The 23,836-nt window shown below is 44.3% G+C and carries 22 protein-coding genes; 20 read left to right on the top strand and 2 right to left on the bottom strand.

All coding sequences use genetic code 11. The annotated features are described in order from the left end of the window. The first annotated feature begins 131 nt into the window (after window positions 1-131). The 12 genes from FED51_RS14100 (at window position 132) to FED51_RS14045 (ending at window position 11,949) form a co-directional block, all read left to right on the top strand. Window positions 132-734, top strand: a complete 603-nt coding sequence (locus FED51_RS14100) for a CNNM metal transporter family protein (RefSeq protein WP_010898928.1) — start codon at window positions 132-134, stop codon at window positions 732-734. A gap of 9 nt (window positions 735-743) precedes the next feature. Next, on the top strand, window positions 744-2,633 hold the full coding sequence (gene dxs / locus FED51_RS14095) for a 1-deoxy-D-xylulose-5-phosphate synthase (protein WP_010898927.1): 1,890 nt from the start codon (window positions 744-746) through the stop codon (window positions 2,631-2,633). Window positions 2,634-2,640: 7 nt separating this feature from the next. Next, window positions 2,641-3,459, top strand: a complete 819-nt coding sequence (locus tag FED51_RS14090; RefSeq protein ID WP_010898926.1) for a TlyA family RNA methyltransferase — start codon at window positions 2,641-2,643, stop codon at window positions 3,457-3,459. 199 nt (window positions 3,460-3,658) lie between these two features. Beyond that, on the top strand, window positions 3,659-4,108 hold the full coding sequence (ahrC, locus tag FED51_RS14085) for a transcriptional regulator AhrC/ArgR (RefSeq protein ID WP_010898925.1): 450 nt from the start codon (window positions 3,659-3,661) through the stop codon (window positions 4,106-4,108). Between the two features lie 30 nt (window positions 4,109-4,138). Beyond that, a complete protein-coding gene (gene recN / locus FED51_RS14080) occupies window positions 4,139-5,836 on the top strand; it encodes a DNA repair protein RecN (RefSeq protein ID WP_053430718.1) in 1,698 nt (565 codons plus the stop codon). 127 nt (window positions 5,837-5,963) lie between these two features. Next, window positions 5,964-7,277 (top strand): SpoIVB peptidase, encoded by a 1,314-nt coding sequence (spoIVB, locus tag FED51_RS14075; RefSeq protein WP_134229573.1) that lies wholly within the window; start codon window positions 5,964-5,966, stop codon window positions 7,275-7,277. 267 nt (window positions 7,278-7,544) lie between these two features. Further along, window positions 7,545-8,348, top strand: coding sequence for a sporulation transcription factor Spo0A (gene spo0A, locus FED51_RS14070; protein ID WP_010898921.1), 804 nt, complete (start codon window positions 7,545-7,547; stop codon window positions 8,346-8,348). A gap of 143 nt (window positions 8,349-8,491) precedes the next feature. Further along, a complete protein-coding gene (locus FED51_RS14065) occupies window positions 8,492-8,689 on the top strand; it encodes a hypothetical protein (RefSeq protein WP_053430720.1) in 198 nt (65 codons plus the stop codon). A 210-nt stretch (window positions 8,690-8,899) separates the two neighbouring features. Beyond that, window positions 8,900-10,039, top strand: a complete 1,140-nt coding sequence (gene steA, locus FED51_RS14060) for a putative cytokinetic ring protein SteA (RefSeq protein ID WP_053430721.1) — start codon at window positions 8,900-8,902, stop codon at window positions 10,037-10,039. Further along, entirely contained in the window at window positions 10,036-10,494 is a 459-nt protein-coding gene (locus FED51_RS14055; RefSeq protein WP_010898918.1) for a hypothetical protein, read from the top strand. Before steA ends, FED51_RS14055 begins: the two co-directional genes overlap by 4 nt. After that, window positions 10,487-11,155 (top strand): glycosyltransferase family 2 protein, encoded by a 669-nt coding sequence (locus FED51_RS14050; protein ID WP_053430722.1) that lies wholly within the window; start codon window positions 10,487-10,489, stop codon window positions 11,153-11,155. The genes FED51_RS14055 and FED51_RS14050 overlap by 8 nt, the downstream gene beginning before the upstream one ends. Continuing rightward, window positions 11,152-11,949, top strand: a complete 798-nt coding sequence (locus tag FED51_RS14045) for a hypothetical protein (protein WP_053430723.1) — start codon at window positions 11,152-11,154, stop codon at window positions 11,947-11,949. Before FED51_RS14050 ends, FED51_RS14045 begins: the two co-directional genes overlap by 4 nt. A gap of 18 nt (window positions 11,950-11,967) precedes the next feature. Here FED51_RS14045 and FED51_RS14040 read toward each other — a convergent pair whose 3' ends face one another. Further along, window positions 11,968-12,225, bottom strand: a complete 258-nt coding sequence (locus FED51_RS14040) for a DUF2627 domain-containing protein (protein WP_010898915.1) — start codon at window positions 12,223-12,225, stop codon at window positions 11,968-11,970. Window positions 12,226-12,396: 171 nt separating this feature from the next. Here FED51_RS14040 and FED51_RS14035 point away from each other — a divergent pair, with 171 nt between their 5' ends. The 8 genes from FED51_RS14035 to FED51_RS14000 all read left to right on the top strand — a co-directional run bounded on the left by FED51_RS14035 (window position 12,397) and on the right by FED51_RS14000 (window position 22,499). Then, a complete protein-coding gene (locus FED51_RS14035) occupies window positions 12,397-14,442 on the top strand; it encodes a sigma-54-dependent Fis family transcriptional regulator (protein ID WP_010898914.1) in 2,046 nt (681 codons plus the stop codon). Between the two features lie 237 nt (window positions 14,443-14,679). Then, the gene (gene bcd, locus FED51_RS14030; RefSeq protein ID WP_053430724.1) at window positions 14,680-15,774 is read left to right on the top strand and encodes a branched-chain amino acid dehydrogenase; all 1,095 of its coding nucleotides are present in this window, start codon (window positions 14,680-14,682) and stop codon (window positions 15,772-15,774) included. Between the two features lie 49 nt (window positions 15,775-15,823). Continuing rightward, complete coding sequence (lpdA, locus tag FED51_RS14025) at window positions 15,824-17,248, top strand: dihydrolipoyl dehydrogenase (RefSeq protein WP_053430725.1); 1,425 nt, start codon at window positions 15,824-15,826, stop codon at window positions 17,246-17,248. 20 nt (window positions 17,249-17,268) lie between these two features. After that, window positions 17,269-18,261 (top strand): thiamine pyrophosphate-dependent dehydrogenase E1 component subunit alpha, encoded by a 993-nt coding sequence (locus FED51_RS14020; protein ID WP_010898911.1) that lies wholly within the window; start codon window positions 17,269-17,271, stop codon window positions 18,259-18,261. A 16-nt stretch (window positions 18,262-18,277) separates the two neighbouring features. Further along, window positions 18,278-19,261 (top strand): alpha-ketoacid dehydrogenase subunit beta, encoded by a 984-nt coding sequence (locus tag FED51_RS14015; RefSeq protein WP_010898910.1) that lies wholly within the window; start codon window positions 18,278-18,280, stop codon window positions 19,259-19,261. A 19-nt stretch (window positions 19,262-19,280) separates the two neighbouring features. Beyond that, window positions 19,281-20,561: a dihydrolipoamide acetyltransferase family protein gene (locus FED51_RS14010; RefSeq protein WP_010898909.1), complete on the top strand. Its 1,281-nt coding sequence runs from the start codon at window positions 19,281-19,283 to the stop codon at window positions 20,559-20,561. 268 nt (window positions 20,562-20,829) lie between these two features. Then, window positions 20,830-21,930: a metal ABC transporter solute-binding protein, Zn/Mn family gene (locus FED51_RS14005; protein WP_138090631.1), complete on the top strand. Its 1,101-nt coding sequence runs from the start codon at window positions 20,830-20,832 to the stop codon at window positions 21,928-21,930. Between the two features lie 143 nt (window positions 21,931-22,073). Further along, window positions 22,074-22,499, top strand: coding sequence for a BrxA/BrxB family bacilliredoxin (locus FED51_RS14000; RefSeq protein ID WP_053430727.1), 426 nt, complete (start codon window positions 22,074-22,076; stop codon window positions 22,497-22,499). 54 nt (window positions 22,500-22,553) lie between these two features. Here the strand turns inward: FED51_RS14000 and FED51_RS13995 are convergent, their stop codons facing one another. Next, complete coding sequence (locus FED51_RS13995; RefSeq protein WP_053430728.1) at window positions 22,554-23,714, bottom strand: ROK family transcriptional regulator; 1,161 nt, start codon at window positions 23,712-23,714, stop codon at window positions 22,554-22,556. Between the last annotated feature and the right edge of the window lie 122 nt (window positions 23,715-23,836).

The following is a 23,836-nucleotide window of genomic DNA, read 5'->3' as shown; positions in this document are numbered from 1 at the left end:
GCACTGGTGTTGAATTGGGAAATCCTACTGGACCTAAGCCACAGAGTTTACTCTTTAAATGACCACTCTCATACATACGCAGTCGGAACGAATTTAGTGTATTTTATTTAAAAAGGTGTATGCGAGGCGCTATGAAATCTCTAGGAAAATCAATAAATTGGACTTTAGCTATTGCCGTTATCACGCTTGTGTTAGCGGCGATTTTTTCAATTGTCTCCACATTCATGTTAAGCGGTGTTTCCTGGGCAGTTGGCATGGGAATCGTTTTGCTTATTGTGCTTGTTGGGATTCTTTTTGATACAATTGGGGTGGCAGCAACTGCAGCAGATGAAAAGCCATTTCATGCGATGGCTTCAGAGCGGTTAAAAGGGGCAAAACAAGCTGTCGCCATTACTCGCAATGCGGATCGGTTTGCGAATTTTTGCAACGATGTAATTGGAGATATATCAGGTATTGTGAGTGGAACAGCAGCCACCTATGTTGTCATTCAGTTGGCTTTACAGCTCGGGTATGGTGAAAACTCAGGCCAGCAATTTGCGTTGTCGGTTTTATTTACGAGTGTGGTAGCCGCGCTAACGGTGGGCGGTAAAGCGATTGGGAAGACATTGGCGATTGAGCATTCCACCGCAATTATTTACCAAGTAGGAAAAGTGTTTTATTTTCTTGAAGAAAAAATGAACATAAACTTTCTACCAAATGGAAAAAAGAAGAAAGAGAAAAATTCTCGAAAGTGAGGTCACTTCATGGACTTAGAGAAGCTGCACGATCCTTCCTTGATCAAATCAATGACAAAGCAAGAATTGGAGCAATTAGCGGAAGAGATTCGTCAATTTTTAATTGAAAAGCTATCCATTACGGGCGGCCATCTCGGGCCAAACCTTGGGGTTGTCGAATTGACGTTGGCATTACATTCACTGTTTGACAGTCCGAAAGACAAGTTGATTTGGGACGTAGGTCATCAAGCTTACGTACATAAAATTTTGACTGGACGAGCAGGACAATTCGATCAACTTAGACAATATAAAGGGCTTTGTGGATTTCCGAAACGCGACGAGAGTGAGCATGATGTTTGGGAAACGGGACACAGTTCCACTTCTCTATCTGCAGCGATGGGAATGGCTACAGCCCGTGATTTAAAGGGGACAGATGAAAACGTTATCGCCATCATTGGTGATGGAGCGTTGACAGGTGGCATGGCCCTCGAAGCGTTAAACCATATCGGACATGAGCAGAAGGATTTAATTGTCGTATTAAACGATAATGAAATGTCGATCGCTCCAAATGTCGGTGCTCTTCACAATGTTCTTGGGCGCTTGCGGACAGCAGGTAAATATCAAAAGGCAAAAGAAGATCTGGAAATGCTGATCAAAAAGATTCCAGCTTTCGGTGGTAAGTTGGCTCAAGCGGCTGAGCGTGTGAAAGACAGCTTAAAGTACTTGCTCGTATCTGGCATTTTCTTTGAAGAAATGGGCTTTACGTATTTAGGACCAGTCGACGGCCATGACCTTGACGATTTGATGGAAAACTTGAAATACGCGAAGAAAACAAAAGGTCCTGTCCTCATTCACGTTCTGACGAAAAAAGGAAAAGGCTACGCCCCCGCAGAAAATGATGAGAAGGGTACATGGCATGGGGTCGGTCATTACAAAATTGAATCAGGTGAGCTTGTAAAAAAACCGGCTCCGCCAAGTTATAGCGGTGTGTTTGCAGAAACATTAAAGAAAATTGCTCGCAACGACCCTCGAATTGTGGCCCTCACTGCAGCCATGCCTGGTGGGACGAAGCTTGACCAATTCGCAAAGGAATTTCCAGATCGTATGTTTGATGTAGGGATTGCAGAGCAGCATGCGACCACAATGGCCGGGGGACTTGCAACACAAGGGTTAAAGCCCGTATTCGCTGTGTATTCAACCTTTTTGCAAAGGGGATATGACCAAGTCGTGCACGACATTTGCAGGCAAAACTTAAACGTGTTTTTTGCAATTGACCGAGCAGGACTTGTTGGGGCAGATGGCGAAACACATCAAGGGGTTTTCGATATCGCCTATTTACGCCATTTACCAAACATGAAGATCCTTATGCCAAAGGACGAAAATGAATTGCAGCACATGGTTTATACAGCCATACAATATGAGGGTGGACCAATAGCTGTCCGTTATCCAAGAGGGAACGGGTATGGAATCAAAATGGACGAGGTGTTAAAGGAAATCCCGATTGGATCGTGGGAAGTGCTACAAGAAGGAACGGATGCCTGTATTCTTACCTTCGGAACGATGATCCCAGTTGCAGAGCAAGCGAGTAAAGAGCTTTCACAACAAGGTTATTCCATCCGGTTAATCAATGCTAGGTCGGTTAAGCCTCTTGATGAGGCGATGCTTCACGAGATTGCGAAAAGCGGGCGACCAGTATTAACGCTTGAAGAGACAGCGGTGCAAGGAAGTTTTGGTAGTGCGGTACTGGAATTTTTCCATGACCATGGGTATCACAATGTCGTCACCCAGCGGATGGGAATACCTGATCGATTTATTGAACACGGAAGCGTAAGCGAATTGCTTGAAGAAATTGGCCTCACCTCAAGCCAAGTGGCGAACCAATTAAGCAAATTGCTTCCGAGAAAGCAAAAAAGGGCGTAAGGCTAAGATGAGTAAAAAAGAACGTGTAGATGTATTGCTCGTGGAGCGTGGCCTGATGGAAACGAGGGAAAAAGCCAAACGGTCGATTATGGCTGGTCTCGTTTTCTCAGGACATGAACGAGTCGATAAACCTGGGTTAAAGGTGGATCGTGATACACCTCTTTCCGTCAAGGGAGAGGTGCTTCCTTATGTCAGCAGAGGCGGTTTAAAACTAGAAAAAGCCATCCGTGCATTTGACCTCCATTTAACCGACAGAGTTGTCTTAGATATCGGCGCTTCTACAGGAGGGTTTACAGATTGCGCCTTGCAAAATGGGGCGACCTTCGTGTATGCGGTCGATGTAGGCTACAATCAATTAGCATGGAAGCTTCGCCAAGACGAGCGAGTCGTTGTAATGGAACGGACGAATTTTCGTTATTTGAAGCCAGAGGTATTAGAACGTGGACTGCCAAATATGGCGACCATTGATGTATCCTTTATTTCGCTTAAACTCATTTTACCTGTTTTAAAAACGATGCTTCTTGAGAATAGCGACGTTGTAGCTTTAGTGAAGCCACAATTTGAAGCAGGCCGAGAGGAAGTGGGGAAAAAGGGGATCGTCCGTGATAAAAGCGTTCATCAAAAAGTGTTAAGCACAATCGTTGAATTTGCTTTAAAAGAAGGTTATGCCGTAGGAGGACTTGACTTTTCACCGATAACGGGAGGAGAAGGAAATATTGAGTTTCTTCTTCACCTGATGTGGCGAAAGGATAAAGAATCCTTTATTTCCCAAGAAATGATTCGAGACACTGTTGAACGGGCCCATTTAGAGTTGAAAAAAGGGTAAAACGATCGAGAAAAAAGCAACAAGGAAGCTTGGCCACTATGCCAAGTTTTTCTATAAATATAGAAACAGAGATGTCTAGCGCAAAGCGTCAAACACGAGGCGACTTTCCGAGTACGCCTACAGTCAGTCATCATCGGTTGTTTTCCTAACAAATTATGTAGATAATAAAGGTATTGACTCTAGAAAACAGGTGGTAATCATGAATAAAGGACAGCGACATATTAAAATTAGAGAGATCATTGCAAATAACGATGTTGAAACGCAAGATGAGCTTGTAGAACAGTTAAAGGCGGCTGGTTACAATGTCACCCAAGCAACAGTTTCTCGTGACATAAAAGAGCTGCATCTTGTCAAAGTACCAATGATGGATGGGCGATATAAATATAGTTTACCAGCTGACCAACGTTTTAATCCGTTACAAAAGCTCAAACGTGGTCTTGTGGACTCTTTTGTTAGCATCGACCGAACGGATAATTTAATTGTGATGAAAACATTGCCAGGGAATGCCCATGCCATTGGTGCGCTCATTGATAACCTTGATTGGACTGAAATTATGGGAACCATTTGTGGTGATGATACGATCCTGATCATATGTAAAGACAAGCAAGATGGACCTGTAGTGACCGAGCGATTTTTAAACATGTTATAGGTTAACCTATAGTAAAGGTGTGAATGAGCGATGCTCGTTGAGTTATCCATCAAACAATTTGCGATCATTGAACAATTAACAGTCTCTTTTGATAAAGGTTTAACCGTATTGACAGGGGAAACGGGTGCTGGAAAATCAATTATCATTGATGCGATTGGTCTGCTGCTAGGAGGCCGAGGATCAGCGGAGTATGTCCGCTATGGCGAAAAACGAGCAGAGATTGAAGGCCTTTTTATATTGGAGCCGAAGCATCCTGCTTTTGCGAAAGCGGAGGCCCTCGGAATACAAGCGGATGATGGGATGATCGTTTTAAGAAGAGATGTGACAAATCAAGGAAAGAGCATTTGCCGGATTAATGGAAAGTTGGTCACGCTCGGAATCTTGAGAGAAATTGGTCAAAGCCTTGTGGATATCCATGGACAACATGAGCATCAAACATTGCTTCATAAAGAGCAGCATCTCTCACTACTCGATCATTTTGCGGGCCATCCATTAGAGACTGTGTTGGATGAGTATAAGGAATTGTACAAGCAATACTTAGCGCTGGAAAGACAACTCGCTCAATTGACGGAAAATGAAAAAGAGATGGCGCAAAAAACAGATTTATTTCAATACCAGTTAAAAGAAATTGAAGCCGCAAAACTTGAACCAGGTGAAGATAAACGACTTGAAGCTGAACGATTAAAGCTGGCAAATGCAGAGAAGCTGTTTAAGTCTGTACATGATGCATACAATAATTTATATGGAGAAGGGCGAGGACTTGAATGGATCAACAATGCCCTCACTCATATTGAAGACGCTTCGAGCTACGACCCAGAATTAGGTAAGCTTCAACAACACGTACAGGAGCAGTATTATTTACTTGAAGAGGCGATGTTCACACTCCGTGACTATTTGGACAAGCTTGAGTTTGATCCTACACGACTTGAAATGATTGAAAGCAGACTTCATGAACTGCAGAAGCTGAAACGTAAATATGGTGATTCAGTCGACGCAATCGTGGAATACGCATCAACCATTGAGGAACAGCTTGATTCGATTTTACATAAAGATGACCGCATCAAACAATTAGAGCAGTCATTGGAAACGATGCGACTCGATTTAGAAGTGGAAAGTGCTGCCTTAACAAACATTCGTAAGCAGAAAGCAATGGAGCTAACCGAGTCAATTCATGAGCAGTTGCGCGCTCTCTACATGGAGAAAACGTCCTTCGAAGTAAAATTTCATGAAACAGCAGAAGGGAAGAAGCCCTTTCGTGAAAATGGCGTAGATGATGTAGAATTTTATTTATCCACCAATCCAGGGGAACCAGTCAAGCCGTTAGCCAAAGTCGCTTCAGGTGGCGAGATTTCACGGATTATGCTCGCATTAAAGACAATCTTCTCCAATCATCAAGGCGTCACGTCCGTTATTTTCGATGAAGTGGATACAGGAGTAAGCGGACGTGTGGCGCAAGCAATAGCGGAAAAAATTCGCCACATTTCCGTCGGCTCGCAAGTTTTATGCATTTCTCATTTACCGCAAGTGGCTGCCATGGCAGATACGCACCTCTACATTTCAAAAAAGGAAGTAGGGGGTAGGGTGACGACCGAAGTGCGAGCACTTAAGGATGAAGAAAAGGTGGAAGAGATCGCGCGAATGATCGCTGGCGTTGAAATGACAGAGCTGACAAAGGAGCACGCAAAGGAGCTTCTGGACCTAGCGACAAGCATCAAATGTAACCATTGAAAAGCTAACCAATAAAGGTTAGCTTTTTTCATCCCGAAACAGTTATAAACGTGAGCTCGAAAGGCAACATTAGATATAGAGCCAAACCAATCGGGTGTGTGGGCTAGGAGCTAGGAGAGTGAAGGAAGTGAGAGGCGAAACGATTCGAATGGTGGTAGGAGGCTGTCTCCTTGTCACGATGATGATGATCGGTTTTTCTCCGTCCGTGAAAGACTTACTGATGTCACCAACATCATTAACGATCTTTGAGGGAGAACAACTCGAATGGCTGGAAACCTCCAGCATGTTAAGTCAAGCAATAACAGTGTCTACGAAAGAATCGAAAGTGGCATTTGAAGCTATGCCAACAGATGATGGTTACACGAAGCAAACCGTTACAGGAGTAGAAGAAGGTACAGATGAAGCCACAATAGAAGTAGCAGGCATTCCAATCAAAAAGCTGAGCATTGATACGCTTCCGAAAATGAAAGTCGTTCCTGGCGGACAGTCGATCGGTGTAAAAGTGAATACAGATGGTGTCCTTGTTGTTGGTCATCATCTCATCCATTCAGAAAACGGTGAGAAATCACCTGGGGAACTGGCAGGTATCCGTGTAGGTGACAGAATTACCAAACTGAATGATAAAGAAATTCAGCACATGGATGAAGTGGGAGATGTGGTCCAAGCAGCGGGAGAAGGCAAGAAGCCATTAAAAGTGGAAATTCGTCGAGGGGATCAAACCCTTGTACGTGAGTTGTCACCTTTGAAAAATAAAGGAGAATCCACCTTTCGCATGGGATTGTACATTCGAGATTCAGCTGCAGGTGTTGGCACACTAACGTTCTATGACCCAGTATCGAAAAAATATGGTGCTCTCGGGCATGTGATATCTGATGTGGATACAAAAAAGCCGATCGTTGTTCACGACGGTCAAATTATTCGCTCATCTGTTACGTCTATTGACAAAGGGAGCAATGGAGACCCAGGTGAAAAGTTAGCGAGTTTTTCAAACCAACGTAACACATTAGGGACAATTGAGAAAAATAGTTCATTCGGAATTTTTGGAACGCTAACCGAAAAGGATTTAAAAAATCATGTGTCAGATGAAGCACTTCCGGTGACATTATCAAACCATGTGAAGGAAGGCCCCGCCAAAATTTTAACCGTTGTTGAAGGAGAAAAAGTTGAGGAATTTGATATTGAGATTGTCAGCTCGGTTCCACAAAAGCAACCGGCAACAAAAGGACTTGTCATCAAAGTGACAGATCCAAAATTGCTAAATACAACAGGTGGAATTGTTCAGGGGATGAGTGGAAGTCCGATTATTCAAGACGGAAAGCTTGTTGGTGCAGTGACCCATGTGTTTGTAAACGATCCCACTAGCGGTTACGGATGTCATATAAGTTGGATGCTTGAAGAGGCAGGTATTACCTTCGATCAATCAAAGGCCAAAGCGAGTTGACCTCCTTTGGCTTTTTCCCATTTCTGCAAAAAGAAAAGGATGAACGAAGAAGAGAAAGTGTGCTATGATAAGGATAAAGAAAATTCGACAAAAGGAATAAATTCTTTGTAGTCAAATGGCGAATCATATCGAAAACAAGAGTAAAACAAAGGAAATAAAAGAAATTATGGGATTTTTTAATTTTTTTAAAATTAGAAGAGGGATTCTAGGCCGAATGTCGAAAAGTTTATGACAAGGAAGTATCTTAGTAACTGGAGGGTTGTTCTCGTGCAAAAGGTGAAAGTATGTATTGCTGACGATAATCGCGAACTTGTGAACTTACTGAATGACTATGTGTCTGCCCAGGACGATATGGAAGTGGTAGGCGTTGCTTTTAACGGTCAAGAATGTTTATCGATTGTGGAGGAAAGACAGCCAGATGTTTTAATTTTGGACATTATTATGCCTCATTTGGACGGTTTGGCTGTACTTGAAAAACTCCCGTACATGAACTTGCAAACGAAGCCGAACATCATTATGCTAACAGCCTTTGGTCAAGAAGATGTCACGAAAAAAGCGGTTGATTTAGGAGCCTCTTACTACGTATTAAAGCCTTTTGATATGGAGATTTTAATTAATAACATCCGTGAAGTTAGCGGTCAAAAACGTTCGTTTGTGCAAAATACTGCATCTAACCACTCTTCATTTGCACAACCGAAGAAGCCTGAAGCAAACGTCTTTAATTTAGATGCGAGCATTACGAACATCATTCACGAAATTGGGGTCCCAGCTCACATTAAAGGTTACATGTATCTCCGTGAAGCGATTACGATGGTGTATAATGACATTGAATTGCTCGGATCGATTACAAAGGTACTATACCCTGACATCGCCAAGAAATTTAACACGACATCAAGCCGCGTGGAGCGCGCCATCCGTCACGCGATTGAAGTAGCATGGAGTCGTGGGAACATTGATTCCATCTCCAATTTGTTCGGCTACACAGTCAGCGTCTCTAAAGCCAAGCCAACAAACTCAGAGTTTATCGCCATGGTAGCCGATAAGCTGCGAATTGAGCACAAAGTAAGCTGAAAGGGAAAGAGGTAGGTTTTTTCATGTTAGAAAAAAACCTACTTTCAAATCAGCATAATGAACCCAATAAATCTTATCTTTAGATTTGTTGGGTTTGTTTCGTTCTGAAATATAGATTTGAAAAAGAAGACGAAGTAAAAACATTGGTTGAGTGGACAAAAGGGTTTTCATATGCTCAGCTTAATGAACTCTACACTTCAGTTGCTTTGCAGTGGCACTATGAAAAACATGTAGATTTAGAGTCCATCTATCTCAATCTTCAGGCAGACAATAAGAAAAAGAAAAACCAGGCGTGGGACACAGAAGAGGAAGCTGACTCTGTTGGTTTTGTCGGCTATTAACCGCCCCGGTTCCATCGAAAAAAATTTTTTCCTGTCTAACCGTGCCCATTATCCGGCCAAGAGTCTTTTTAAGCTCTTGGCCTATTTGATTGCATTCGTCATGATGACTTAAGAAAGTGATGGATATGTTTTCCTAAAAGTGAAGCTGCTAAAACGATTCGTTTCGAATCATACTATGACTGGTGCATACAGAAGAAAGTAGGGAAAGACATGGGGCGAATTGAAGGGACAGCTTATCAGCATCGAAAGACAAAAAAGCTATTGGAAACGCTTCCTGAACGATCGATTGCTGTGATTTCACACGAAAATCTCGATTCCCTTGCGGTGGAAGGATTATTGACGAGACAAGTGAAAGCCATCGTCAATTTGTGCTCCACGATGAATGGGGCGTTCCGGCATGATTTTATTTATCAACTCTTGCAGGAGGGCATTGCGGTTTATGATGTGGCGGAAGTCCTTACTCCAAATAATGAGCTCGAATTAAACGGGAAAAAAGTGTTGCTGCGGGAACGTTCATTATTTGTCGCTTGTGAGAAAGGATATAGAAAAGTAGCCCGTCTGCAAAAATACGATGCTGCAACCATTGCCCAGATTAATCAGAAAGCAGATGCCGACTTTGCTGAGCGTTTTACCTCTTTTTTTGAAAATACATGGGACTATGCAAAAAACGAGGTCGCTTATTTCACAGAAAAGCCAATGATCCCGGACCTGTTTAACGTTTGCAAAGGCAGGCAAGTATTAATTGTTGCTAGGTATGCCGGTTTTGAACAAGATTTAGCTGTTTTTAAAAAGGAATTATCGAAAAGAAAAATAATAAAAATTGCAGTCGACGGTGCTGCCGATGGCATGATCAGACAAGGCTTGAAGCCGGACATGATCATCGGTGATATGGATTCAGTGACAGAGCAAACACTGCGAGCGATTCCAAAGCGATTAGTTCATCAATATATCAATGGTGGAGCTCCCGGACTTAAACGTTTACAAGCGTTAGGTCTCACAGCCGAAACATTTCCGTTCATCGGAACGAGTGAGGATGTGGCGGTTTATTTGGCGTACTGGAGCGGTGCGGAACACCTTTATCTAGTTGGGTGCCGTTTCGGCTATAAAGAGTTTCTGGAAAAAGGCAGGAGTGGAATGGCGGGGAGCTTGCTCTGCCGCATGCAGGCCGGTGAGCGGATTACAGATTTAAAAGGGATTCATCGATTATATCGGCACCACCAGCAGGAAATGGGAAGTGAATGGATATGGCGGTTAGCTCCTGTTGGCGCCTGCAGTGTATTGTTATTACACCCACGCGTGGCCTTCGTCATCAGTTTGTTATGGAGTTGGGTAATGGGAGGCTTTTTATGAGAAAAGAGCGACTTAAAGGAATCGTCACAACCCTTTTATCCATTATGATTGGAATGATTCTTGGCATCAGCATGGATAAGTCATGGCTGGCAGACGATATGTATCAACACGTACAAGCTTTGAGACAAGAGAACGGTACACTCGTGGCTGAAAAGAGAGTATGGGAAGATTTTTTGCGCCAAGAGTTGTCATCACTTGCCGTATTTATGAGTGAAGAATCACACGAGCTCCAATCGGTAGGTGAAATGCTGAGCCAGATGGGTGTTGAAGCGAAGCCTCTCTTGTCAGAGCAGCAGCTGTTAGAGCGGAAAGGCATTCTCATCGCCCTAGGAGAGTATGAGCTTGAGGAAGATGTACCCCTTCTTGCCCTTGAGGAAGTTCCAACGACGCGGGAGGATTATTTTAAGTTTTATATTTCGTTGCTTCGCATGAAGGAGGTGGTGGAGAGTGAGTAGGATTTCTGTGGTGATCCCAGCTTACAACGAAGCAAGCGATCTTCCGCAAACGATACAAGGGATTCGTGATTTGTCCCTTGATTGTGAAGTGATCGTCGTTGATGATGGGAGCGCAGATGACACGAAAAAAATTGCAGAACGTTTGGCAGATATCACGGTAGCACTTCCTGTTAATCAAGGAAAAGGTCAAGCTCTCATGGAAGGCTGGAAACGAGCAGAGGGCACGCACATTGTGATGCTCGATGCGGACCTTGGGAGAACTTCTTCAGAAATGGCTCACCTCCTTCCACCTCTCCTAACGAATGAGGCTGATCTCGTCATTGGCATGCTTCCGACCCATTCATCGAAGAAAGGGTTCGGGCTCGTCAAAAAACGGGCACAACAATATATTGCCAAGCGAACTGGTGCTTTTCTCACCGCGCCTCTTTCTGGACAGCGAGCATTTCATCGCCGCTGGCTTCCCTCATTACTTGAAGAAAACGTTCAAGGCTTTGGTGTTGAAACGCAGATGTTGCTTCACTTCTTGCTGCGAGGAGCGGTCGTAAAAGAAATACCGACATTGATGGCTCATCGATACACAGGAAAAACGATCTCTGGGTTTATTCATCGTTTTCAGCAATGGATTGATATCGAACGGGCGTTAAGGGGGAGTAACACGTGATCATTGTTCTTTTTACCTTAGGCTTTGTTGCGTACGGGAGCTATACCCTGTTTGAAAAGCTTCAATGGACGGTGACGAATTTTAAAGGAGATCCGATCCCTTATAGTCTAGGTGCATTTATCTTTTATGCTTTTATCGCTTATGTATTTTTCTCTCCTGTTCAAACTCCTTTACTTTCCTTTATGCCACTCCTTTATGTCACGGCCATTTGGGTGTTAGGCATCCTAGACGATATTTTCGGAACCACCTATCCTAAAGGGTTGAAAGGTCATTTTAAACAAGCGTTTGTCACGAAAAAACCGACGACAGGTGTTTTAAAAGCCGGAGGAACTTTTATCATTACATTGGCTGTCGTCTTCGCCTTTCAGCCCACCTCGCTTCAAGAGTTTGTACGCTATATTTTGTTACTACTACTCATTCCTCATGGGATGAATTTATTTGATACTCGGCCTTTGCGGGTTTGGAAGCTTGCCTTTCTTTTTATTGTAGCCTTTTTACCGGTGCTATTTTATTTACCGTTTGATGTGTTGTTGTATTTTGTGACGGTTTTTTACATTGTTTTTGTGATGGAAGGGCATAAAAAAGCGATGTTAGGGGACAATGGAGCAACAACTGTAGGAGCCATCATCGCGTTAGTCGTAATATTCCATACAGGTGTCACTCAGCAATGGATCATTGCGCTGTTGTTTACGGCGGTAACATTTCTCGCTGAGCGAACCTCCTTTACTTCGATTATTGAAAGGCATTCTTTGCTCCGTTTGCTCGATCAAATTGGAGTATCCACACAAGAATAAACGACCGAAACCGGACGATTAGTGAGGATTGTCCTGTTTTGGTCGTTTTTGGAAGCGAGGAGCTACTTTTCCATTTTTTCGGTCGCGGTGAAAAATAAAGCCACCAATGAAACTAAAGCCAGCTACGAATAAAATGAAGCCTGCCAAAAACTGGATCGCTAACGATGGCCAAGGAAATAGCAGCTCTTGCATGATTGTATCTCTCATTAGTTTAATGCCGTAACCGGCGATGACACAAGGAAGGACGAGTAACATTAAAGCAATAAAACGTAACATAATGACTCCTTTAGTAGGTTAAATAATTTAGATATTCTGGGCGCCCATTGGAGCCCTTACGATCCTTATTTTAACGAAAAAAGTCGGGCTTGTCGAAGTTCTCAGTTGCAACTTTGTGACATTTACGTAATAGTTATCTTGGGGACTTTTTGATCAAGGGGAGGTTAGAACGTGAAGCGTGTAGCCATTCTTGGAGCAGGAAAGGGAGGATCGGCTTTACTTGAGATGCTTGTAGCAGCGAAGCGATTTCAGGTGCAAGGGATCGTTGACGTAAATCAAAAAGCACCAGGCATAAATAAAGCTCTAATGCTTGGTATAAGAACGTATGACGATTGGACAAAGCTTCCGTTCGAACAAATTGATGTCATTATTGAGGCGACCGGTTTGCCGCAAATGGCAGAAACGGTCCGAACGAAAGCTGGCCCACGGATCGCAGTCATCCCAAGTCATATTGCTTATTTTATGTTCTCCTTGATGGAGGAAAAGCAACTGCTTGTTGAACAAACGAGGAAGCATGCCTCTCTCCAAGAGACGATTTTGCAGTCCACCCATGATGGGATGATTGCCATCGATGAGCATGGAAGCATTCTTCTGTTTAACCATGCAGCAGAACGAATGTCCGAGGTGAAGGCAGAGGCTGCCATTGGTCGTCCGATTCGAGAAATTTTGCCTTCGAGTCAGCTAGAACGGGTCGTTCGAACGAAGAAGAAAGAAATCAACCACCGCCTTGTGCTCGATAATGGTGTGAAAATCGTCACGACTCGCGTACCGCTCATGGATCAAGATCGCTGCATCGGAGCGCTCGCCGTATTCAAAGACATCACGGAAGTCGTCGAACTAGCAGAGCACGTGACGAATTTAAAAAGTGTGCAAACGATGTTGGAAGCGATCATTAAGTCAAGTGAGGATGCCATATCAGTCGTTGACGAACTCGGAAAGGGTATTATGATCAATCCAGCTTATACGAGGCTCACCGGGTTAACTCCAGAACAAATCATTGGACAACCAGCCACTACTGATATTTCGGAAGGGGAAAGCATGCATATGCAAGTTCTTCGTACGAGAAGACCTGTACGAGGAGCGAGAATGAAAGTAGGACCGAAAAAGCGGGAAGTTGTTGTGAATGTGGCACCAGTGATTGTAGATGGAGCATTAAAAGGAAGCGTCGCCGTCATTCATGACATGTCGGAAATTAAGAAGCTAACAGATGAGTTAGAAAAAGCAAAACAGCTGATTCGAAACCTTGAAGCAAAATATACATTTGAAGACATTATCGGTTCATCCGCCGAATTTCAAGTAGCCGTCAAGCAGGCAAAGTTGGCCGCCTCCACTCCTGCGACGATCTTGTTGCGAGGGGAATCTGGGACAGGAAAAGAGCTCTTCGCCCATGCGATACATAATGCAAGCAGTCGAAAATATAACAAATTTATTCGTGTGAATTGTGCTGCACTGTCAGAAACCTTGTTAGAGAGTGAACTGTTCGGCTATGAGGAAGGAGCGTTTTCAGGAGCTAAGCGGGGCGGAAAACGTGGTCTTTTTGAAGAAGCGAACCACGGCAGTATCTTTTTAGATGAGATTGGGGAGCTATCGAGCAGCACGCAGGCGAAATTTCTTCGGGTGTTGCAGGAAAAGGAAATCGTCCGTGTCGGGGGAACGAAAGCGATCCCCATTGATGTCCGTGTGATTGCAGCAACCAATGTAAATCTTGAAAAAAGCATCCAGGATAAAACGTTTAGAGAAGACTTGTTTTACCGATTAAATAAAATGCCGATTTACATACCAGCATTAAAAGAACGACTTGATGACATTCCTGATTTAGTTGATTATCTTTTGTCTAAACTAAATGCTGATTATGGTCGAAATGTGGAAGGGGTCACTGTGGAAGCATTGAACTTGCTCATGTCTTACCATTGGCCTGGAAATGTGCGCGAGCTAGAAAACATATTGGCTCGAGCGATGATCTACATGCCGTACCATTCTCTTTACATAACAGCAGAACATCTACCGAGCCTTGGCGTGCGAGAAAAATCGATGCTTAAAACGCCCGAAACGAAGGAAAGCGAAGGGTCTTTACAGGAGCGTGTCAACGAGTATGAAAAGCAAGTGATTCTCGAAACGCTCGCGAAGACTGGTGGGAACAAAACGCTGGCTGCCAAGCAACTAGACATTTCCGTTCGTAATTTGTACTACAAACTTGAGAAACATGGGATCGACTGAAAAAAATGACATGCAATAATTTGCATGGTATGATGAATTTTGCAGACTCGAGCGACGGATTGTTTGCACAGTTTTGACAGTGATTAAGGAAAAACGAAGACGCACGCTTATAGATTTGACGACAGATTATGGTTTTCTAGACAGAAAGCCGCATAGCTACCGATTGAAGTTGGCATAAAACTTGCAACTTAAGATGTGTGACTAGGATGAAGTGCGACTTCTAAGGAGGATCTATTAATGGAACTATTTTCTTATATGGAAACGTATGACTATGAACAAGTGGTCGTTTGTCAAGATAAAACATCAGGCTTAAAGGCGATTATTGCGATACATGATACGACCCTTGGACCTGCCCTCGGTGGGACGAGAATGTGGATGTATGAAAATGAAAATGCGGCGTTTGAAGATGCCCTGCGTTTAGCCAAAGGGATGACCTACAAAAATGCCGCAGCAGGTCTTAATCTCGGTGGTGGTAAAACGGTTATCATTGGCGACCCTCGTAAAGACAAAAACGAAGAAATGTTTCGCGCGTTCGGCCGTTACATTCAAGGGTTAAATGGGCGCTACATTACAGCAGAAGATGTAGGGACTACGGTGGATGATATGGACATCATTCATCAAGAAACGGACTATGTGACGGGAATCTCTCCGGCTTTCGGCTCTTCTGGGAACCCTTCGCCTGTTACGGCATTCGGCGTGTTCGTCGGTATGAAAGCAGCAGCGAAAGAGGCGTTCGGAACAGATGATTTGGCAGGAAAGACAGTTGCTGTTCAAGGAGTAGGAAATGTTTCGTACAATTTATGTAAACATCTGCATGAAGCTGGGGCAGACTTGATAGTGACCGATATTCATAAAGAATCGGTTGAACGGGCGATTCGCGATTTTGGCGCAAAAGCTGTCGACGTTGGCGACATTTATGGTGTTGATTGCGACATTTTTGCCCCGTGTGCCCTCGGAGCGATTATTAATGACGATACGATCCCGCAATTAAAAGCAAAGGTGATTGCAGGTGCGGCGAATAATCAGTTGAAAGAACAAGCCCACGGTGATATGATCCACGAAATGGGGATCGTCTATGCACCAGACTATGTTATTAATGCGGGTGGCGTTATTAATGTAGCGGACGAATTAAGCGGCTATAACCGTGAGCGTGCGTTGAAAAAAGTAGAAGGCATTTATGATAATTTGGCGAAAGTATTTGAGATTGCGAAACGCGATGGTATTCCGACATACAAAGCAGCAGATCGGATGGCAGAAGAGCGAATTGAACGGATGAGACGTTCCCGTCGACAATTCTTGCAAAACGGTCAACATATTTTGTCTCGTCGCTAACTTCTTCTGGCAGTTAGACTAGCACGTATTTAAAAGGAGAGGATTTTACATGGCGGAAGAGTACGATCTCGTCATTTTAGGTGGAGGGACTGGTGGCTACGTAGCCGCCATCCGCGCCACACAACTCGGTCTAAAAGTGGCATTAGTCGAAAAAGGAAAATTAGGTGGCACGTGCTTACATAAGGGATGCATACCGAGTAAAGCGTTGCTTCGGTCGGCAGAAGTATTTTCGACGGTTCAGAAAGCCGATCAGTTTGGCGTGAAGATTGACGGAGCCACGTTAGACTTTACGAGTGTACAAAATCGAAAAGAACAAATTGTCACGCAGCTCCATCGCGGGATCGAAATGCTGATGAAAAAAGGAAAAATCGATGTCTATGAAGGCCATGGACGCATTTTAGGTCCATCGATTTTCTCCCCTACGCCTGGTACGATCTCGGTTGAAATGAACAACGGAGAAGACAATATGATGCTCATTCCGCGAAACGTCATTATTGCAACAGGTTCCTCACCTCGCGTCTTACCAGGGATGGAGGTTGACGGTGAGGCTGTCTTAACGTCTGACGAGGCGCTGAAAATGGAGCAGTTGCCGAAGTCGATGCTCATTGTTGGTGGCGGCGTGATCGGAATCGAGTGGGCTTCGATGCTCAATGACTTTGGCGTTGACGTGACAGTCATTGAATACGGTCCACGAATTTTACCGACCGAAGATGCGGATATTGCAAAGGAAGCTGAGCGTCTTTTAAAAAAGAGAGGCGTTACATTCAAAACAAACGCAAAAGTGTTAGCGGAAACGTTGGAAAAAGGAGATAACTCGGTCGTAATTGAGGCGGAGGTTGGCGGTGTGAGCGAGCGTTTCACCGCAGAAAAAATGCTCGTTTCCGTTGGACGAACACCGAACGTGAATGACATCGGACTTGAAAATACAGATATTGAAGTCATTGATGGCGCCATTGCGGTAAACGAGTGGTATCAAACGAAAGAGTCGCATATTTATGCGATCGGTGATGTGATCGGCGGGATGCAGCTTGCCCATGTGGCGTCTCACGAAGGAATCCTTGCAGTCGAGCATATGACGGATCACAAGCCTGAACCACTTAATTACTTAACGGTTGCCCGGTGTGTATATAGCCATCCAGAAATGGCAAGCATCGGACTATCAGAAGCGGAGGCAAAAGAGAAAGGCTACGAAGTAAAAGTCGGAACGTTTCCGTTTCAAGCGATCGGCAAAGCACTTGTCTATGGCGAATCTGATGGATTTGTAAAGATCCTATCTGATAAGAAAACAGATGATCTACTCGGTGTTCATATGATTGGGCCCCATGTGACCGATATGATTTCTGAAGCTGCACTAGCAAAGGTTCTCGATGCAGCCCATTGGGAAGTGGCCCAAACGATTCATCCCCACCCAACGTTATCCGAGGTTGTTGGTGAAGCGGCATTAGCCGTTGACGGAAAGGCGATTCATTTTTAAAGACTGAAGGAGGTAGTTCTATGACAGAACCACGCCATAAGCAGCTAGGGTTGTCTGATGAAACAGTCGTACATATGTATGAGACGATGCTCCTCGCACGAAAAATCGATGAGCGGATGTGGCTTTTAAATCGAGCTGGGAAAATTCCATTTGTGATTTCGTGTCAAGGACAAGAAGCAGCCCAAGTAGGTGCAGCTTTTGCCCTTGATCGGACGAAAGATTACATTCTTCCATACTATCGTGACATGGGTGTCGTCTTAACGTTTGGGATGACAGCAAAGGATTTAATGCTCTCCGGTTTTGCAAAAGCGGAAGATCCGAACTCAGGAGGCCGGCAAATGCCAGGACATTTCGGATCGAAAAAACTTCGCATTGTAACCGGATCATCTCCTGTCACCACGCAAGTTCCTCACGCTGTAGGGATCGCCCTAGCGGGAAAAATGAAAGGGGAAGACTTTATTACCTTTACGACGTTTGGGGAAGGTTCCTCCAACCAAGGAGACTTTCATGAAGGTGCCAACTTTGCTGGCGTTCATAAGCTTCCGGTTATTTTTATGTGTGAAAACAATAAATATGCGATCTCAGTTCCGATTGAAAAACAGCTTGCATGCGAAAAAGTATCAGATCGGGCTATCGGCTATGGAATGCCAGGGGTAACGGTTGATGGAAACGATCCTCTTGCTGTATATGAAGCGGTGAAGCAGGCTGCAGATCGTGCACGTCGTGGCGAAGGCCCGTCGTTGATCGAGACGGTTTCGTACAGATTAACTCCGCATTCTAGCGATGACGATGATCGCGCCTACCGCTCTCGTGAGGAAGTGGAGGAAGCGAAAAAATACGATGCCCTGATTACGTTTGCTGAATACTTACTCGAAACGGGAGCGCTTACGGAAGAAGGAAAAGAAGCGATGGATAAGAGAGTTAGTGACATGGTGAACGAAGCAACAGAGTATGCAGAACGTGCACCGTACGCTGATCCAGAGCAAGCGTTGGGCCACGTATACGCGGAATAGAAAAGGGGGGCGAACAATGGCTGTAATGTCTTATATAGAAGCAGTGACGCTCGCATTAAAAGAAGAGATGGAGCGGGATGAAAATGTATTTGTTCTCGGGGAAGATGTAGGGGCACGCGGTGGTGTATTCCGGGCAACAAACGGACTCTATGAGCAATTTGGTGAAGCGCGCGTATTAGACACCCCGCTTGCTGAATCAGCAATTGCAGGTGTTGGGATTGGCGCGGCAATGTATGGGATGCGCCCAGTGGCGGAAATTCAGTTTGCCGATTTTATTATGCCAGCTGTGAATCAAATTGTGTCTGAGGCTGCTAAAATCCGATACCGTTCCAACAATGATTGGCAATGCCCAATTACGATTCGCGCACCTTACGGCGGAGGGATTCACGGGGCGTTATACCACTCTCAATCGGTGGAAGCAATGTTTGCGAATACTCCAGGATTGAAAATAGTCATGCCTTCTACACCGTACGATGTAAAAGGGCTGTTAAAGGCGGCCATTCGTTCTGATGACCCAGTTCTCTTTTTCGAACATAAACGGGCTTATCGGCTCATTAAGGGTGAAGTGCCTGAAAACGATTATACCCTACCAATCGGCAAGGCAGATGTCAAACGGGAAGGGGACGACGTTACTGTCATTACATATGGTCTGGCGGTCCACTTCGCGTTGCAAGCAGCTGAGCGTCTTGAAAAAGATGGGATCTCGACCCATATTTTAGATTTACGCACAGTCTATCCGTTAGACAAAGATGCGATTATCGAAGCCGCTTCAAAAACAGGAAAAATCCTTTTAGTGACAGAGGATAATAAAGAAGGCAGCATCATGAGTGAGGTAGCAGCGATCATTGCCGAACATTGTTTATTCGATCTAGATGCCCCGATTCAACGGTTAGCAGGTCCAGATGTACCAGCGATGCCATATGCACCGACGATGGAAAAACATTTTATGATCAATCCAGATAAAGTAGAGAAGGCAATCCGTGAATTAGCAGAGTTTTAGTAGAAGGGGAGGTTAAAATATGGCGACTGAAATTACGATGCCCCAACTAGGTGAAAGTGTAACTGAAGGGACGATTAGCCGTTGGCTCGTCAAACCTGGAGATAAAGTCAATAAATACGATCCGTTAGCTGAAGTGTTAACAGATAAAGTAAATGCTGAAATTCCTTCCTCCTTTTCAGGTACCATTCAGGAACTACTCGTAGAAGAGGATGAAACGGTAGCGGTCGGTCACGTGATTTGTACGATGAATGTGGAAGGGGAGGCGGTTGAGGCTGAAACGAATGATACCAGCGTGTCTTCTGCCGAAACCACTGAGAGCCCAACCGAGACTCAGGAACAATCGACTTCAGCTAAAAAGCGCTACTCGCCAGCTGTTCTCCGTTTGGCAGAAGAGCATGATATTGATCTGACCCATGTGACTGGATCAGGGAAAGGCGGACGGATTACACGGAAAGATCTACAAGCGATTATCGAGGGTGGCGACATACCAAAAGCGGCGCCGATGACGGAACAGAAAACAGCTCCTGTACATGAGACTATGCCATTGACAGAAAAGGTACAGGAACCTGTCCAAGTGCCAACTGTGTCAGGGGATGTTGAAATCCCTGTTTCCGGTGTACGAAAAGCAATAGCGCAAAACATGGTGAAAAGCAAGCACGAAGCCCCTCATGCATGGACGATGGTGGAAGTGGATGTAACGAACCTCGTCCAGCTGCGGAATCAATTGAAGGAAGGCTTTAAGAAAAAAGAAGGCTTCAATTTAACCTTTTTACCATTCTTTATCAAAGCCGTCGTTGAAGCATTGAAGGCGTACCCTCAGCTAAATTCCATGTGGGCAGGGGATAAAATCATACAAAAGAAAGACATAAACATATCCCTGGCTGTTGCCACAGATGATGCGTTATTCGTGCCGGTGATCAAGCATGCCGATGAGAAAACAATCAAAGGTCTTGCTCGGGAAGTGAATGAACTCGCACATAAAGTTCGTACAGGAAAAGTGACAAGTAGTGATATGCAGGGCGGCACCTTTACGGTTAACAATACAGGCTCTTTCGGATCTGTCCTTTCCACTCCAATCATAAACCATCCGCAAGCTGCGATTTTATCGGTAGAGTCGATTGTGAAACGACCAGTTGTCATTGAATCAGAAGCAGGGGACATGATCGCGATTCGCAGCATGGTCAACCTCTGCCTCTCACTTGACCATCGCGTACTAGATGGGCTTATATGCGGGCGCTTCCTAGCAAAAGTTAAAAACATTTTAGAAAACATGACCATTGAAAATACGTCTATCTATTAAGGAATGAAAAGAAGGCCAACAAGTAGGTCTTCTTTTTTCCTTTTTTAAAAAAGTTCATATAAGAGAAACGATCGCCTCCGCTAGTAAGACTTGGCGGGAGGCTTGGAATCAGATTCATTTTGGAGGTCAGAAGTCTCGTCTATGACTTTTGTAGCTTGTTATTGGCTCGTTGCTAGAAAGAAATTCGTTCAAACTTGTTTACAAATCGTAACTATTCCGATATAATTCAACGTGTGATAAATCGGAACGGTTACGGAAGGGGAGAGCGATGAAAAAGAAATGGTTGGGCCTTCTTCTAGCTGTACCTATGATTCTTACAGCTTGCGGAGGACAAGAAACAGCAGAGGAAAAGGAAGCAGTAGAACCTGAAGAAACAAAACAAGCGGTAGATCCACTACAGCTATATACGACGATTTTCCCACTTGAAGACTTTGCAAAGAAAATTGGAGGCGAGGAAGTAGAAGTAGCAAACCTCGTTCCTGTTGGAGCAGATGCTCATACGTATGAACCGACGGCTCGCGCGATGATCGAAGTGGCTGAAGGGGATGCTTTCATTTACAATGGTGCAGGGCTTGAAGGTTTTGCTGATAAAGTGATTGAAGCGTTGGATGGAGAAAATGTTTTAATCGTTAAAGCCTCAGACGGTATTGAGTTAATACCAGGAGATGACCATAGCCATGGGGAGCACGGTCACGAGGAAGATGATCACGACCATAGCCATGAGGAGCACGGTCACGAGGAAGATGATCACGACCATAGCCATGAGGAGCACGGTCACGAGGAAGATGATCACGACCATAGCCATGAGGAGCATGGTCACGAGGAAGATGATCATCACCATCATCATGATGAGGACCCGCACGTATGGCTAGATCCTGTCCTTGCGATCACGTTAGCGGAAAATATTAAAGATGCCTTAGTCGAATTACGTCCCGATTCAGCCGACCAATTTGAAGCAAACTTTGAAGAAGTAAAGGCTGAATTAGAAGCGATCGATCAAGAATTTACGAGCATGATGGAAGAGGCTAGTCTAAACACGTTTATCGTCTCCCATGCAGGATATGGATATTGGGAGGAGCGTTATGGGCTTGAGCAAATTGGGATCGCTGGACTTTCACCAACCAACGAACCATCCCAACGTCAGCTTCAAGACATTATCGAATTAGCTGAAGAAAATGGAATTAATCATATTTTCTTCGAGCAAAACATGACGCCAAATGTTGCAGAAACAGTCCGCAATGAAGTGAACGCAGACGTTCTATACTTGCATAACTTGGAAGCGTTAGTTGATGAAGATGTGGACAACGGAGATGATTACTTTAGCCTCATGAGACGAAACATTGAAGCATTAAAAGAGGGATTGCAATAGCCTTAAGCCTAGGAGAGATCCTAGGCTTGCATGTTTTCGTCTAGGAAAAGCTTTTACTTGGACACGTGCTCAGATTGTTGGTTTTGCATGAGGTTCTAAGGTAGAATGGTAATGTAAAGAACGAAGGGGAGGTGTATTGTATCATGGAGTTTAATTTTTTCATGAATGATGTCGTACAAATGGCAAGGAAAGAGATGGTAGAAGCCGGCTATGATCAACTGACGACTCCTGAGGAAGTCGATGAGGTACTCAAGGAAAAAGGGACTGTGCTTGTCATGGTCAATTCTGTCTGTGGCTGTGCTGGAGGAATTGCTAGACCTGCCGCTGCCTACATGAAAAATTACGACAAAAAACCCGATCGCTTTGTGACCGTGTTTGCTGGGCAAGATAAAGAAGCAACGGCACGAGCGCGTGAATACTTTAAAGGCTATGCTCCATCTTCTCCGTCTTTTGCCTTGTTGAAGGATGGAGAGATTCAAATGATGGTCGAGCGTCATGAAATTGAAGGGCATGAACCGATTCAAGTCGTGCAAAAACTAGAAAAAGCATTTGATCAATATTGTTCATAATGGAATGAGGCTCTCTTCACATACATAATGGAAGAGGGCCTCATTTCATTACGACTATTCATGTTTTTTCTCTAAAAACGAATCAATCAACAGATAAGATACACCTAGGGAAATGCCGTTTTCATTTAAATCGGAAAATTCAACTGATACTTGCTCCGCGTGAAATGATAACGCCCGATCGGCAACGGTTTGTTTAAGAGAGTGTTCAAGCCATGGACGTCCCTTGACCATGCGGTTCCCTACAACGACCAGTTCCGGATTTAACGCATTGATCATGTTGGCGATCCCTGTTCCAAGATACACTCCAATCTTCTGAAAGAGGTCAATCGCTGTCTGTTCACCCTTGCGTGCTTTTTCGAACAGATCATCCAATGTTAGCACTTCCTCATAAAGGGCTTCACCTTGCTGGAGAACAGCTTTTTCTGAGGCAAAGAGCTCCCAGCACCCTTTGTTCCCACACGTACATAGCGGCCCATTTGTTTCGATACTCATATGGCCAACTTCACCCGAATATCCACCCTTACCGCGGTACAGAGAGTTTCCGAAAATAATCCCACTTCCGATCCCGATGCCAATACTGAAAAAGATCATGTTCTCTGACTCCTTGCCTTTACCAAACACTTTCTCCCCTAATGCACCGGCATTTGCTTCGTTTTCAACAGCAATGGGAAGCTGGAAATGCTCCTCTAATTGTTTTTTTAGAGGGATCTCTCGCCAATTTAAATTCGGGGCAAAGAGAACATCGCCCTCCTCATTCACAATTCCTGGAACAGCGACTCCGATTCCAATAATCCCATATGTAGATGGAGGCGCCGCCTTCATTAACTGCTCGATCAGTTGAACCATTTGCTGATTCACATGGTCAAATTCCTTTACATGGAGAGACCATTCCACTTTTTCGAGCACATTGCCAACTAAATCGGTCAACACACCCGAAAGGTAATTAACCGCAATGTTAATGCCAATCGCAAACGCCGCTTTGTTTTGAAACATAAGCATGACAGGGCGGCGTCCACCACTTGATTCACCAGGCCCGACTTCATACACAAGGTTATCGGCGATTAATTCGGCTACGAGGCTAGAAACAGTCCCTTTGTTCAATCCAGTCGTCAAGGAAACTTGTGCTCTTGAGAGAGGCGCCTCTTTACGAATCGTCTGTAAAACAATTTGCTTATTCATTTGTTTAATGAAACGTTGATCACCAGTTACCGACATACATCACACCACTTTGATTAATATTAGACATTACACTTTACGTACTATTATACATGGGTTTGCCGCTCAATGCATAAAGACGTTGTCACAGGATGTTTCTTAGACTGATGGATAAAATAAAA

It is taken from the genome of Halalkalibacterium halodurans, from assembly GCF_005671335.1.
GTDB classification, from domain to species: Bacteria; Bacillota; Bacilli; order Bacillales; family Bacillaceae_D; genus Halalkalibacterium; species Halalkalibacterium halodurans.
This window is presented reverse-complemented; position numbering and strand designations above follow the sequence as displayed.